The sequence below is a fragment of the Bacillus sp. ZY-1-1 genome (assembly GCF_003047165.1).
Lineage (GTDB): Bacteria > Bacillota > Bacilli > Bacillales > Bacillaceae > Bacillus > Bacillus velezensis.
The window spans coordinates 1936339-1951900 of sequence record NZ_CP027061.1 but is presented as its reverse complement, the minus strand read 5'-3'; the positions used below and the strand labels follow the sequence as shown (position 1 = coordinate 1951900).

Genomic DNA, 15562 nt, shown 5'->3' with positions numbered 1-15562 from the left:
TGCGCCACTCCTTTTCTATAGTTTGTTGACGGCTCCCATAATGTCATTCAGATCTTCCAGCGTTAACTCCTCATCACTGAAATCAGCGGCGCTCCATTCACGCTCCTCTTTGCCTGTGCAATGCGTGATGATCTGCTTGAGAAAGGTATGAAAATATCCCGTCAAAACTTCAATTGTTTCTTTTTGATACTGAAAACGGTTGTACACGACATGCATGCTGAGACATTCCGACGATACGGAGCCGCTGATATCAAGTGTGTACGGACGTTCCCAGTCTGGGCTGACTTCATTTCCCGCTTTTACGGGAGAAACACCGAAGCCGCTGGAACGGATTTCCCGGTCAAACTGTCCCAGATAGTTAAAACTGATTTCAGGAGAATCAGATTCAGTCTCTCCCCATAGTTTGCTTATATATTTCAGCACCCCGTATCCCGCTCCTTTATGCGGTATGCGGCGCATCATGTCTTTTGTCCGCTTAATGTGATAACCGAGACGCTCGCCGTCATCAGGCTGATCTTGAAAACTTGCGTCAACCAATACCGGATAAATTGACGTAAACCAGCCGATGGTTCTGCTGATATCAAGATGCTCCAGGTGCTCTTCCCTTCCGTGGCCTTCCAGGCTGATTTTGAATGTCTCGTTTCCGGTCCATCTGTTCAGCGCTAGGCTTAACGCGGCAAGCAATAATTCGCCCGTCTCTGTTGTGTATGCTCTGTTCGCTTCCGTTAACAGCTGCTCGGTCTCCTGTTTTGTCAATGTAACGGTCATCACATCTGTATCTTTCAGAAGATTGGAAGAGATGCGGGTATCTTTCGGAAGCGGTTTGACCGCCGCTTTTTCTCTTTCGGACCAGTAGTCTGCTTCCTGTAACAGCCGGCGGCTTTTTGCATAATCAGAGATTTGCTTCGCGTAAGTCTGATAGGAATCGGTTTTTGCCGGAAGCGCGGCTTCTTTTCCTTCGAGCGCCTGCCTGTAGCACGCGGTGAGATCTTCAAATAAAATCCGCCATGACACTCCGTCAATGACAAGGTGATGAATGGAAAGCAGCAGATGATCGCCATCAGCGGCATGAAATAAACCGACAGCTACGAGCGGACCCGTCTCCAGCCGAATGGAAGTTTGAATGCGGGCGGCCGCCTGTTCAATTGCGGCGTGTTCCTCTTGTAATGACCCTTTCCCTCTCACGTCATGCGTTTCAAACGTAAAGAGTTCTTCTTCAGAAAGGTTATCCGCTCTGTTATATTGAATCACTGATCCGTTTTGCGTGCCGCATACCATCCGTAATGCGTCATGATGAACCGCGAGCTGTGCCAGCGCTTTTCTCATAGCAGATTCATTGATTCTGTCCGCACTGCTGAGCATAACGGACTGATTAAAATGATCATGCGGCAATGATTGCGAAAAGAACCAGTGCTGTATCGGCGTCAGCGGCACGTCTCCCGTGACGGGAGCCTGATCAATCACGCGGCGGACTTTCCGGAGCCGCATCGACACTTCTCCCAGTGTCTGATGCTCGAACAGCTCGCGGACGGTCGTTTCATAGCCCTGCTGTTTCAGCCTCGCACATACTTGCAGCGCTTTAATCGAATCCCCGCCGAGATGGAAGAAATGAGCATTGGGGCCGAGTCCTTCAACACCTAAAAGTTCTTCCCAGATGTCAGCCATCATTTCTTCAGTTTCATTTCTCAGGCTGATATCATCTCCAAGGCTTTCATTTAATTCAGGCTGCGGGAGCGCCTTCTCGTCCAGCTTCCCATTCGCCGTCAAAGGCAGTTCATCAAGCTCTATCAAACGGGCGGGAATCATATATTCCGGCAGAAAAGCTCTGAGAGAGGCCTGAATCTCTGCTTCTTTTATCTTTTCGTTCCCGTGTAGGACCGCGTATGCGTAAATGGAGTGCTGACCGTGCTGATCAGCACGTGTGATCACGGCGGCCTCTTTCACGAAGGAAAGCTCCTGCAGCGCTGATTTTATTTCTCCCAGCTCAATTCTGTGGCCTCTGACTTTTACTTGCGCATCTTTCCGCCCGACATATTCCAGCTCGCCATTTGAGAGTCTTTTGGCAATATCGCCCGTCCGGTAGAGCCGCATGCCGGTAATGTACGGATTCGTGATGAACCGGGAGGCGGTTAAATCATCCCTGTTTACATATCCCCTCGCGACGCCTTCCCCGCCGATATAAAGCTCACCTGGAATTCCGATCGGCTGCGGATTCATATAGGCGTCCATGACAAAAGCATAGAGGGTTTCCAGCGGTCTGCCGATATTGCTTTTATTTCTCTCAATATCATCCATATTCAGTTTTTTGCATGTGACGTGAACCGTGGTTTCCGTAATGCCGTACATATTAACAAGCTCTGTCTCCGGGTACTTCTCTTTCCAGCTTTTCAGCATGCCGGGCTGGAGCGCTTCTCCGCCGAAAATGACATATCGAAGCTTCAGCTTGTCCGCATGCCCGGCTTCTTCATGAATGAGTCCGGAAAAAGCCGTCGGCGTTTGGTTCAGCACCGTTACGCCTTCACTTTGCAGCAGCTGCCGGTACAAATGCGGATCACGGGCAGTTTCTTTCGGCACGATAACTACCTTTCCGCCGTATAAGAGCGCGCCGAATATTTCCCAGACAGAAAAATCAAAGCAATAGGAGTGGAACAGGGTCCAGACGTCTCCAGAGCCGAAATCAAACGGCAGTCCTTTATGTGTGATAAGGCTGATGACATTGCGGTGTTCCGTCATAACGCCTTTCGGTTTTCCGGTTGTGCCCGATGTGTAAATCACGTAAGCCGGCTGTTCAGGCGTTATCATTTCTTTCGTTCTGTCTGCTGAAACGGATTCAGGCTTATCGATGTATAAAACCGGCAGCCCGTCCATTCCGGATATCCCAAGACCCGATTGCGTCAACAGAACACGCGCGCCGCTGTCAGTCAGCATAAATGAAATCCGCTCGTCAGGATAGTCAGGATCAATCGGCAGATAAGCTCCTCCCGATTTTAAAATACCGAGAATCCCGATCAGCATATCAGGGGATCGTTCGGTCATAATTCCGACAATCTGTCCGGAGCGGATGCCGTTTTCCGACAGCATATCGGCGATTCGATCCGCCTTTTCATTGAGCTCGCGGTAGGTGAGACGCTCATCGGACATAACGGCTGCAATTTGATCCGGCATTTTTTCCGCCTGTGCCTCAAATAAACTGACGATCGTCTCATGCCTCGGATACTCAGCTGTTTGATTTTCCGCTTGAAGAAGCATCTGCCGCTCATTTGTGTCCAGCAAATGAATGTCAGACAGCTTCCGCTCATCATCCGATGCGATTTGTCCTAAAAGCTCTTTAAAATGACCGGCCCACCGTTCGATCGTACCTTTTTCAAACAACGCGGTACTGTATTCAAAATGAAAATCCAGTGTGCCGTCCGGCTGTTCCTCGGCATGAAGCGTCAAGTCGAATTTTGAAATGTCATGTTTCACTGCATGTGAAGAAACGGATAAGCCCGGAAGGTTCACTTTGAAATCATCACTGTTTTGCAAAACGAGCATGGCATCAAACAGCGGATTGCGATTGACTTCCCGGTGTGTATCAAGCTTTTGGGCAAGTTCTTCAAACGGGAAGGCCTGATGTTCGGCTGCGCCGAGGGCGAGCATTTTCACCTCTTCTAAATAAGCGCGGAATGTTTTATCCCCTTTCGGCCTGCTTCTCATTGCCACGGTATTTACAAACATGCCGATGACCCCATCAAGCTCAGCGCGGCTTCTGCCGGCCGCAGGTGAACCGACGACAATGTCCTCCTGCCCGCTCAATTTAGAAAGGAACAAGGAGTAGCCTGCCAAAAGAATCATATACAGTGTCGAACCCGTCTCATCCATGAGCCGGCGCAAATTCTCCGCCGTTTCTTTTTGTAGGCGCGTTCGAACAACGGACCCGCTGAAATCAGGAAGCTGCGGGCGCTTTTTATCGAGCGGCAGATCAAGAACGGGAATATTTTCCCCGATCGCATCCAGCCAATACCGCTCATGTCTTTTGAATTCTTCAGCGGCGAACCGCTCATGCTGCCAGACGGAAAAATCTTTGTACTGAAGTTTTAACGGCCGCAGCTCTTTTCCTCTGTACAAATCCGTCAATTCTTGGATCAGAACGCTCATTGACACACCGTCTGCGATAAGATGATGCATATCAAGCAGCAGAAAATGACGTTCTTCAGTGGCTTTGGCTAAAGTCACTCTCAAAAGCGGCGCTTTTTCCACGTCAAACGGTTTGACGAAAGTTTCCATCGCCTCTTGAAGAAGTGTCCCGGATGGCATGTGAATCTCTGTGAGATCGAGATCGACATGTGAATGTACGTGCTGCATCGGCTCCCCGTTTCGTAAAACAAATGATGTCCGTAACGCTTCATGCCTTTGTAACAGCGCTGAAAAGGCTTCGTGCAGACGATCACGGTTGAGTCTGCCGCTCAGTTCCAGACAAGCGGGCATATGATAGCCCGTACTGTCCGCCGCAAGCTGATGAAGGGCATAAAGCCTTTTTTGCGCAAAAGATAGCGGGTACAGGTCCTTTGCCTCCGCAGGCGTGATTTCTGCATATTCTCCTCTTTTCCTCTGTTCTAGGAAGCGGGCCATGCTCTCGATGGTCGGATGTTCAAAAACATGGCGGACGGCAAGTTCAATTTGCAGCCGTTTATGTATGTTTGAAACAAGCGACGCGGCTTTCAGCGACTGTCCGCCGATTTGGAAGAAATCATCTCTCATACTGATGTGTTCCCGTTTCAGCACTTCTTGCCAAATAGACAGCAGCTCAGTCTCAAGCATTGTGCGCGGAGCTTGATAATCACCGGTTCTCTCGGCTTCTTTCGGCTCAGGAAGTGCGGCCCGGTCAAGTTTTCCGCTCACAGACAGCGGCATTTCCGTCAATTTGGTAAAGCTTCCCGGGATCATATAAGCAGGTAATCTCCCGGCCAATTCGGCATGAGGATCAAATGTCACACCCGCGTTTTCCAGTACGACATAAGCTGCAAGCTCCTGTTCCCCGTCCGCCGTTCTGCGCACGGTGACTGCCGCCTCTTTTACCCCGGACAGACTTCTGAGTGCCGTTTCGATTTCTCCCAATTCAATTCTGTAACCTCTTACCTTCACCTGATCGTCAAAGCGTCCCATATATTCAATCGTTCCGTCCGGTAAAAATCGGGCTGCATCTCCCGTTCTGTACAGCCGTTCACCTTTACGAAACGGATGAGAGGTAAAGACTTTGTCCGTCAGCTCTTTTTGCTGAAAATATCCGTCCGCCAGACCTTTTCCGGAAATACACAGTTCACCGACGGCTCCGACCGGCTGCAGCCGATCTCCGTGCATCATATAGACAGAAGTGTTGGCAATCGGGCGCCCGATCGTAATCCGGCTGCTTTTTTGCAGGTTGCGCAGAATCGTCGTGGCCACACTGTTTTCCGTCGGGCCGTATTCATTCAGCAGCTCGGCATTCGGGCATATGTTGCGGCTCGCTTCCACGATATCAGGGGTGGCCGCTTCCCCGGCAAATGTCACCGCCCGAAGCGTTTGCGCATCCTTTTTCGTCAGCGAATCAAGCAGAACGCGATACAGAGACGGAACGATCAGAAGATGGCTCACTCCGTGGCGGGCGATTTTCTGTTTTATTGAAAGGACGTCTTTCGCATCATCTTCATCAGTTAACAGTACACAGGCGCCCGACAGAAGCGGAGTGAAAAGACTCGTTAATGACCCGTCAAATACGTATGAAAAAAGATGAAGCGCTATGTCTCCTTCTGTCATCCCGTATTCTTCACGCCGCCATTGCAATGTATTGCTGATCGCTTTGTGTTGTACAAGCACCCCTTTCGGCCGGCCTGTCGTTCCGGAAGTGTAAATGACATACGCCCAATTTCCGCTGTCAGACACCGGCGGAAGCGGTGCAGTCTGCTGGGAAACCGTTTCCTCCATGATGACGACGCTGCCCTTGAAATGCGGCGGAATGAGGGGGAGCAGGTCTTTTTCAGTCAGGAGCAGTGAGGCTTCACTGTCTCTCAGTAAAAATGAAATCCGTTCAGGCGGAAATTCCGCATCAATCGGCATATAGGCGCTGCCCGACTTCCAAATTCCGAGCAGAGCGGCAACCGTACTCATTGATCGGCGCAGCATAACAGCGGTGATCTGATCTGAACGGGCGCCTTTTTCCCTTAACGCATGGGCAATCTGATTTGCCCGCTGATTTAATTTCTTGTAGCTCCAGCTTACCCCGTTATATCTCAACGCCTCTTGGTCAGGCGTTTTTGCCGCCTGTTCTTCAAACAGCCCATGAACGGTTGTCTCAGGGTACGGACGGTTCGTTTCGTTAAACGAATGAATCAGGGCTTCTTCCTCCGGTGGTACGAGACTGATGCTTGATAAAAGCCTGTCCGGATCTTCCGTTACACAGGAGATGACCTTCAGAATATGCCCTTTGATCCGTTTCATGTCTTCCCGATCGTAGATGCCCGCATTGTAGCTGAATTTCACATAAAGCTCTTCTCCCGGAACGATGACGACGTTAAGATCGTAATTGGTTTCCTCCGCCATCGAAAAGTTTTCAAGTGAGAGCGCACTGCTTTCCGTTTGCTGCCAGCCGTTTACCGCAGCCTGCATCTGAACCGGATAATTTTCAAAAACCAGGATGTGATTCAAGAGATCTTTTTGCAGGCCGCTCTCGTTTTGAATGTCATAAAGCGGATAATAGCTGTGCTCTTCCGCAGCGAGTGACTCTTTTTGCACCTTTTTGAGAAGAGAAGAAAAAGTCATATCACCAGCCGCGCGCACCCTTACTGGCACGGTATTGATAAACAGTCCGGCCATGGATTCAATGCCGCTGATAGCTGAAGGCCTGCCGGAAACAACCGAACCGAAGACGGCATCTTCAGTCCCGTTGTAACGATGGAGAAGCAGACCCCAAATGCCCGTAAATATAGTATTCAGCGTGACCCCGATGCCTCGGGCAATGTCTGTCAGTTTTTGTACGGTTTCAGGCTCAAGGAAAAATTGGAAATACTCAGATGCATAACCGTTTTGCGCCGCCTTATTCTTCGTTTGCGGAACGGAAACGGTTTCTCCGTAATCTTCCAAGCAGCGCGACCAGAACGCTGACGTTTCTTCTTTATTCCTGCTTCGGAGCCATTTGATATAAGTGCTGTAAGGAGCCGGACTGCCGAGGTTTACAGGCCGCCCGCTCCGGATCGCATAATACATGCTGAAGAAATCTTTCAGTACAAGGCCCAAGCTCCAGCCGTCCATCATAATGTGATGATGAGTCCAAACGCACGTATGGCGGTTTTCTCCCGTTTGAAAAAGAGTCAGGCGCATTAAGGGGCCTTTTTGCAGATCAAACCCCTTATGCCGGTCGGTTTCCTTGAATTTGTCAATGATGCTTTGCTGCCGTTCTTCCGAATAATCTGAAATGTCTTCAGTCCGTACGGCAGTGTCACGGCGTGAAAGGACAACCTGCTGCGGCCCTTCAAGGTCAGGCACTTCTTTTATGAAAATCGTTCTGAAAATATCATAACGGCTGACAAGCATATCCAGACTTTTTTGGAATGTATCAATGCATAAATCCCCGCTGACTGTAAACGAAATCTGCTCGACATATGCGTTTGATCCGGAATCCAGAAGCGAATGAAACAGCATGCCTTCCTGCATATATGATAAAGGGTAAATATCTTGAATTTCTGTCGCTTGTGTCACGAATGCCACACACCTTTTTATGAAATTAAAGTCCTTTTACGAGATCTTCAATGCTTGATAGGGCTTGAGCGGTCAATTCTGTATGGCTGTAATCCGTTAATGTTTTTTCCCGCTCTTTTTTGCCGGAACAGTGGGCGATGATGTCCTCGAGGTGAGTATGGAAACGATTCATGAAGAACTCGATTGCCCCCGGTGCAAATACATCTGTATAAACGGCTTTTACCTCCAGTTGCCCGGCCGCCACCATCGCATTAATATCCAGATCAAACTCGCGGATGCGCCCGGCCGCTATATCATGCTGCGGCTTGAACGGTGACATCTTCAGTGTCCCCTCAAGACCGTCAAACGCACCGAGATAGTTAAAGCTTATTTCTGGGTCTTTATAATTAATGTTTCGCGAATATCTCAGCAGCCCGTAGCCGGTTCCGTGATGAGGAACCCGTCTCATCATGTCTTTTACCGTCTTTATGCGGTGCGCGGTTGTTTCCCCTGAGCCGTCCGGCACTCTCATATCCAAAAGCACCGGGTAAACAGATGTAAACCAGCCCGCCGTTCTTGACATATCAATGTCAGGAATATGCCCCTGGCGTCCGTGTCCTTCAGTGCTGATAAGGATCTGTTCGGAACCCGTCCACTCATGAAGCGTCATTCCAAGCGCCGTTAAAAGCAATTCATGAACATCCGTTCCGTACGCCTGCTGTGTTTCCATCAGCAGCTGCTTCGTGACTTCGCTGCTTAATATCCATGATGCAGTGCGCGCGTTTTCCTGCAATCGTCCGGCGTTTTCATCAGTTATTTTCGGCAGCGGCGCTGTTTCACCAGACATCACGCTGTCCCAGTATGCGGCTTCCTCCAGCAATGCTTTGCTCTTGGAAATGTCAAAAAGCTCTTCGGCATACTTTATATAAGAATCGCTTTTCGGCGGCAGTTCGATTTGTTTGCCGTCCAATGCCTGCTGATATGCTGTCTGCAGATCTTCAAGCAATATTCTCCACGACACGCCGTCCGTGATAAGGTGATGAATCGTGATGAGCAGATGGTCGGCTTCTTTCAGCCTGAACACTCCGAGATGAAGCAGAGGGCCTTGATCAAGGCGCATAGCCTGCTGTATTTCTTTTTCCTCAGCGGCTATCCGTTTTTCCGGCTGTGTTTCTTCTGAAAGATCTATGACGTTAAGCGTAAAGATTTCTTCATGCTGCTCTGTGATTCCGCGGTTATATTGAACAACTTCCCCATGCTCATTTTCAGTGAAAGTCATTCGCAGCGCATCATGATGTTCTGTCAGCGCGCAAACCGCCTGATACAGCGCATCTATTTCGAGGCTGTCTTCACTGCACAGCATGACTGATTGGTTATAATGAAGCTCAAACGCACCCGGCTCCTCAAAAAATCTCTGCTGGATCGGTGTCAGCGGAGCGCTTCCTTCTATCGGGCCCTGATCAGCCGTTGCAACAGCCGGCGTGAGGTGCTTCGCGAGTTCTGCAATCGTCGGGAACTGAAACAAATCGCGGATCGACATGTTCCAGCCTTCTCCGGCGAGTCGGGCTGACACTTGAAGCGCCTTAATGGAATCTCCCCCAAGCTCAAAGAAAGAGTGATGAATTCCCGCTTTCTGAATATGAAGCACATCTTCCCAAATCCGGCATAACATCGCCTGTTTTTCATCGCCGGGCGCGACAAATGCCTGTGATGAATGTATCTCTTCTGCCGGCAATGCCGATTTATCAAGTTTGCCGTTCAGTGTAAGGGGCATGCTGTCTAAACCGATAATATGAGACGGCATCATATAAGCCGGGAGCTCCTGCATAAGAGACTGGCGGAGTGATGAGATATCGGCCTCTTTAGGAACGACGTATGCCGCTAATCGGGCTTGTCCTTCGGCATCTTTCATCACGGTAACAGCCGCTTCTTCGACTTGACCGTGTTTCAAAAGCACACTTTCTATTTCTCCCGTCTCAATTCTGTAGCCTCTGATCTTCACCTGCTTATCGATCCGCCCTTTAAAACGAAGAGTTCCATCCGGCAGCCAGCAAGCCTGATCTCCGGTTCTGTAGAGCGTTTCTCCCGTTTGTAACGGGTCACTGAATGCGTCCTCTGTCAGCTCAGGCTGTCCCCAATATCCTTTGGCGACGCCGGCGCCTCCGATATACAGCTCTCCGAAAACGCCGATCGGCTGGACCTGTTTGTCTTTGTTTAAGACGTACATTTGCACATTCGGAAGCGGAACACCGATCGGCACATCATCTTCCCGGGGCTCTTCGCTCATTTCGGCTTCATAATACGAAGAATCAATTGTCGCTTCTGTTACACCGTAGCTGTTAATGATCCGCATTTCTTTCCCAAAGCGTTCATGAAGCGTATAAAAATCTTGCGACTTGATCATATCTGAACCAAGTACCAGTATTTTTACGCTTTGCAGCGCGAGTTTCCGGCGGTATATATATTCCATAAACGGAACAATCAGCGCGGGTGTCGACTCCATAAACGTGATACGGTGCTGATCAATGAGCCGATAAAGCTGCTGCGGCTCAAGCCGGACGTCATCCGGACAAATGACAAGCGTTCCCCCGTTTAGCAGGGCGCGTGCTAGATCCCCTGAAAATACATCAAATGAGAAACTCGCCATCTGCAGCACTCTGACCGGTATAAGATCAAGCTCATAAATCCTGCGCCATGCAAGTGCTGCATGCGTAAAGCTGCGATTTCTGACTTCGACTCCCTTCGGCGTTCCCGTTGTTCCCGAAGTATATATGATATATGCGGTATCATCCGGTGACGCTGCCGGCTGAATATTCTTTGCGGAAATATCGTATTGATCTTCATGATCAAGCTGAATGAGAAATAAATTGTGATCCGTCAGCTGTGAAGCAAGTTCTTTGTATTCTGACTGCACCATCAAGACGGAGGCCGCGCTGTCTTTTAATAAATAGCGAATCCGTTCCTCAGGATAATGGGAGTCAACCGGTATATACGCCCCTCCTGATTTCATGACCGCAAGAACACTGACGATCGCTTCAATCGAACGGTTTGCTAATATGGCTGCTCTTTTTCCCGGACCGAATCCATTTTTCTGCAGTGTTCGGGCAAGACGGTTTGCCCGCTCATTGAGCTGTAAATAGCTGATCTGTTGTGCTCCTTCAATAACAGCGGTCTGATGAGGCGTTTCTTCTGCTTTCTCTTCAAACAGCTGGTGAAACAGTTTGTGTTTTTCCATGAATTCGGTTTGTGTGTTATTAAACTCAATCAGTAACTTTTGTTTTTCTTCTTCATCCAAAATGTCAGCTTTCGATAGTGTGACTTCCGGTTCGGCGGCAACATGGCGCAAGAGATTCAGTAAGTGGCCCATCCAGCGTTCAATCGTTTCTTTCATAAAAAGCTCGGTGCTGAATTCCATCTCAAAGCGGATGTTTCCATCGGATTCAGCCGCTGATAAGGTCAGGTCAAAACTTGATACATCATGTTCGGTATGCTCTGATCGTGACGCCTTCAGACCGGCCAGATTTATCTCCTCCCGCTCCATATTCTGAAGAATAAACATCACGTCAAACAGCGGATTGCGGCTCATGTCCCGCTGCACGCCGAGCCGTTCCACAAGCTCTTCAAACGGGTAGTCCTGATGTTCATACGCCTCAAGCGCCGCCTGGCGGACTTCCGCCAAATAATCGGTGAACCGTTTGTCTCCTTTCGGCTCCGTTCTGATGGCAAGCGTGTTGACGAACATCCCGAGAATCGGTTCAAGGTCTTTGTGCGGACGCCCGGCAATCGGCGAGCCGACGATGATGTCTTCCTGCCCGCTCAGGCGCGCGAGTAACGTATTGTACGCGGCGAGAAGCACCATATACAAAGTGGAGCCGTGATCCCGGGCGATGCGGTGAAGGCCGGATGCCGTTTCAGCGTCAAGCGTGCACGATACGCTGCCGCCCGCAAAGCTTCTGACCGCCGGACGGGGCTTGTCAGCCGGAAGTTCAAGCACCGGAAGCTCTCCTTCAAGCCGCTTCAGCCAATAGGCTTCCTGCTTCTGATATTCCTTCTTTCTCACTTGAACCGAAACGCTGCAGACGGCATAGTCTTATATTGAAGGCCGCATCGGCCCAAGCGAACGGCCTGCGTACAGGCTCCCGCCCGAATTCTTTATTCAGGTGTTGACGGACACACCGTCAGAAATTATATGATGGCATATCCGTTAATAAAGGTGACGTTCATCCGATTCTTATTCACGAGGGCCGCACGGAAGAGCGGCGCTTCCTCCAGACAAACGGCCGGACGAAATCGTCAGCTGACTCGGCCTCATCAGGCTGAAACGGCACGGTCTGTCATGGATGCGCTGCACCGGTTCGCCGTCAGGCCCCGTTTCAAAGGACGTTCTGAGCGACTCGTGCGCTCAACAAGCTGCCGGAACGTCTCCTCCAGCCGGCTGCGGTCAAGCGGGCCCGTCAGTTCCAGCACAGCCGGCATATTGTAGCCGACACCGCCGTCTTCAAGCTGCTGGAGCACATACATCCGTTTCTGCGCTGAGGACACCGGGGTAGGTGTCCTGTTTTTTCGGCAGGCTGAATCGCTCATACGAGCTTTCTTCCAAGTCCTGAATAACGAAGCGAGCTCTTCCACCGTCCGGCCGGGCGAAGATGGTCCTGTTAACGGCACCTGAACACCCGAACTCTTTGGCGATGCGGGAGACGAGAGCCTCGCTTTTAACAGAATGGCCCTCCCCCGCTCAAAAAGTGATCCCGGATGCCGACGGGGCCGTTTTTCAGCACCTCTTCCCAAAGGGCGCAAAGCTTCATTTCTGTGACGTTCCGCGGGGCGGTGTACGCCTGTCTGTCTGCCGCTCCGCCGGGAGCCGGCAGCGCGCGGCGGTCAAGCTTTCCGCTCGGCGTGACCGGCCATTCGCTCATCTCTATAAACTGAGCCGGCATCATGTAGGCCGGAAGACGTGTGGCAAGCTCCGCCCGCACGTCATCGCTTTTTCGTCCTTCAATATAGGCGTAAAGCGCGGTTTCGCCGTGTTCGGTCCGGGCGGTGACCGCCGCCTCACGAATGCCGTCGATGCGCCGGATCGCCGCTTCGATTTCCCCCGGTTCAATCCGGTAGCCGCGGACTTTCACCTGTCCGTCTGAACGGCCGAGCCATTCGACAAGGCCGTCTTCTGTCCAGCGTGCGATATCGCCCGTCTGATACATGCGTTCTCCCGGATAAAACGGATCAACGACAAAGCGCTCCTTCGTCAGCTCAGGGCGGTTCAGATAGCCCCGGGCCACGCCGGTCCCCGCGATGTACAGCTCTCCTGCCACGCCCGCAGGCTGGATGGTTCCTCCGCTATCTAATACATACAGACGGGCACCCGGAACGGGTTTTCCGATCGGAAGCCGCGTTCGTCCGCTGTCCTGTTTTCGGTCACAGACGTAAAATGCCGCATCAACCGTCGCTTCCGTCGGTCCATAGCCGTGAATAAGCATGGTCTCCGGCAGAAGATCGGCAAACCGGGCAGCCGTAAGCGGGGAAAGAGCTTCCCCTCCGGCGAACACGCGTGTCAGTGTTCTGCCGAGGCGTGCTCTTGTTTCCGCAGGCTCTGTTTCCAGCGCGTCTAAAAAGCTGTTGACCATCGCCGGAATAAAATGCGCGGTCGTCACCTTTTCAGAAGAAAAAGCTTCAATCATCCGCACAGGATCTTTCTCCCAGCCGGCAGGAAGCAGATACACGGATGCGCCGGATATCGTCCACCAAAACAATTGCCAGATGGAGGCATCGAATGAAAAGGATGATTTCAGCACGATAATATCCTCTTCCGTTAACGGAAACTGCCCTTGCATCCCTGATAAAAAGGCGGCGGCCTGACGGTGTTCAACAGCCACTCCCTTCGGTGTTCCCGTCGAACCGGACGTATAAATGATATAAGCGAGCGAATCAGCATCCGCTTCGTCAGAGACAGCCCCTGTCTCCGTCTCACTTGTCAGAGAAGAAAGAGACGCTTCTAGCGTTTCACCGGAAAAACCGGAAACGGATAACCCCGGCTGTGCAAGCAGGAGACAAGCGCCGCTGTCCTCAAGCATATAGCGCAGCCTGTCCTCAGGATACTCCGGGTCAAGCGGCACGTAGGCGCCTCCCGCTTTTAACACGGCAAGCACTGAAACCGCCATCTCCGGCGAGCGTTCAGCGAGTACGCCGACCATGCTTTCTTTGCGGACGCCTTTTTGTCGGAGCCGAACGGCGAGCCTGTCTGTGTACTGGTCAAGCTCGGCGTACGTCAGCATACCGTCCGGAAAACGGAGCGCCGGACGATGCGGCGAAAGCGCGGCGCGGCGGGTAAACAGCCCGTGAAGCGTCGGAGCCGGCGGTTCAACCGTTTCTGTACGGTTAAACGCAGTTAACACCCGTTTCTTTTCTTTTTCATCCGCCATATCAATATGCCGAATCAGCCGGTTTGGATTTCTAACGGCATTTTCAACGATCGTCAGCAAATGAGTTTGAATTCGTTTAATCGATGTTTTAGTAAATAAAGCGGATTGATAATCAAAATTCAGCTCAATCAATCCCGTATCTGTCCGCTCCTTAATTAAAATGGACAGCTCATTTGCCGTATGCCCGCTGAAAAACATCGCCGTTTCATAATCGAAACCTTCTGCCTGACGCCACGCGAGAGGCTGGTATTGCATCGAAATCCCGATGATATTTTGCAGGTCGTGATGAATCTGCCTTAATTCATTGACAAAAAGATTGTAAGGATATTTCTGGTGCCGCATAACAGACAGCTGCTGTTTTCCTACACTGCGGACAAAAGACAGGAACTCCGCATCCGGATCTGCCGTCATTCTGATCGGCAGCGTGCTGACGAACATGCCGAGCATATCCTTTTCGAGCCTGGAACCGCGGTTTCCGTAATAAGTACCGATGGCAATATCCTTTTTAGCCGTCAGACGGCTGATGCATATGTATAACGAAGCCATAAACAGAGAGATGATGCTGACATTATGATCTTTGCAAAAACGCCGGATTGATTGTTCTAAGGAGTGGGAAAGAGTGATTGTATCTCTTGAAGCTGCAGTGCTTTGTCTAAGATGAGAGGTTCGTTCCGCCAGTGAAAGGTGTTCCGGAACGGTTCGGTATGTTTCAGTCCAAAATGAACGGTCTTTTTGAAAACGGGAAGACTGTAAGTATTGCTGTTCTTTTTCCATGTAGCTGAGATAGGAAGGGCTTTGGTGTTCGGCCAAATCCTCGCTTCGCATGATTTTTTGGTAGATTTCAATGAGCTGATTGCCAAGCAGATTGAGCGAGATGCCGTCCATAATAATATGGTGAAATTTTGAATAAAGCCAAACTTCTTCGTCTGACATGACAAGCAGAGTAAAATGATACAGCGGTGAATGAAACAGCTTGAACGGAACACGCGTCTGTTTGTCAATCCATGCATCCCGCTCTGATTGATCAATATGAGTAAAATCAACGGTCTCTAAAGAAATCGGCCGATGCCCGGCCAGATACAGCTGGGGTTCTGAGCCGTCCCCTTCCGTCAGTTGAAACCTGAGCGAATCATTTTGCAAGATAGAGAAATCTAAAGCACGGCGCAATACGTCAAAGTCGATATTCCCCCTGAATTTGACGCACGCCGCAAGATTGCAGATACTTGTGCCCGGCTCGAGCAGCTCTGTAAACCAGACTCTTCTTTGGGCGTGAGTTAAAGAATAAACAGTGTTCTTCAATGGAATCCCTCCATTTCAATTTAAGAGGATAAGAAAGTGAAATAATTACAATTAAATTTCGACAGCATATGACTAAATCATCCATATAAGCATTATTTTAAAACATATTTTAGAAATCACAATAAAAAATTAAATTTTTTCTAACATTTTTT

1 protein-coding gene and 1 pseudogene are annotated in these 15562 nt (G+C 50.3%); both read right to left on the bottom strand.

Annotated features, from left to right (window positions below):
* Positions 1-15: 15 nt before the first annotated feature.
* Positions 16-7713: a non-ribosomal peptide synthetase gene (locus C5I45_RS10160; protein ID WP_107994363.1), complete on the bottom strand. Its 7698-nt coding sequence runs from the start codon at positions 7711-7713 to the stop codon at positions 16-18.
* 25 nt (positions 7714-7738) lie between these two features.
* A pseudogene (locus C5I45_RS10155) lies at positions 7739-15410 on the bottom strand (amino acid adenylation domain-containing protein).
* Positions 15411-15562: the final 152 nt, after the last annotated feature.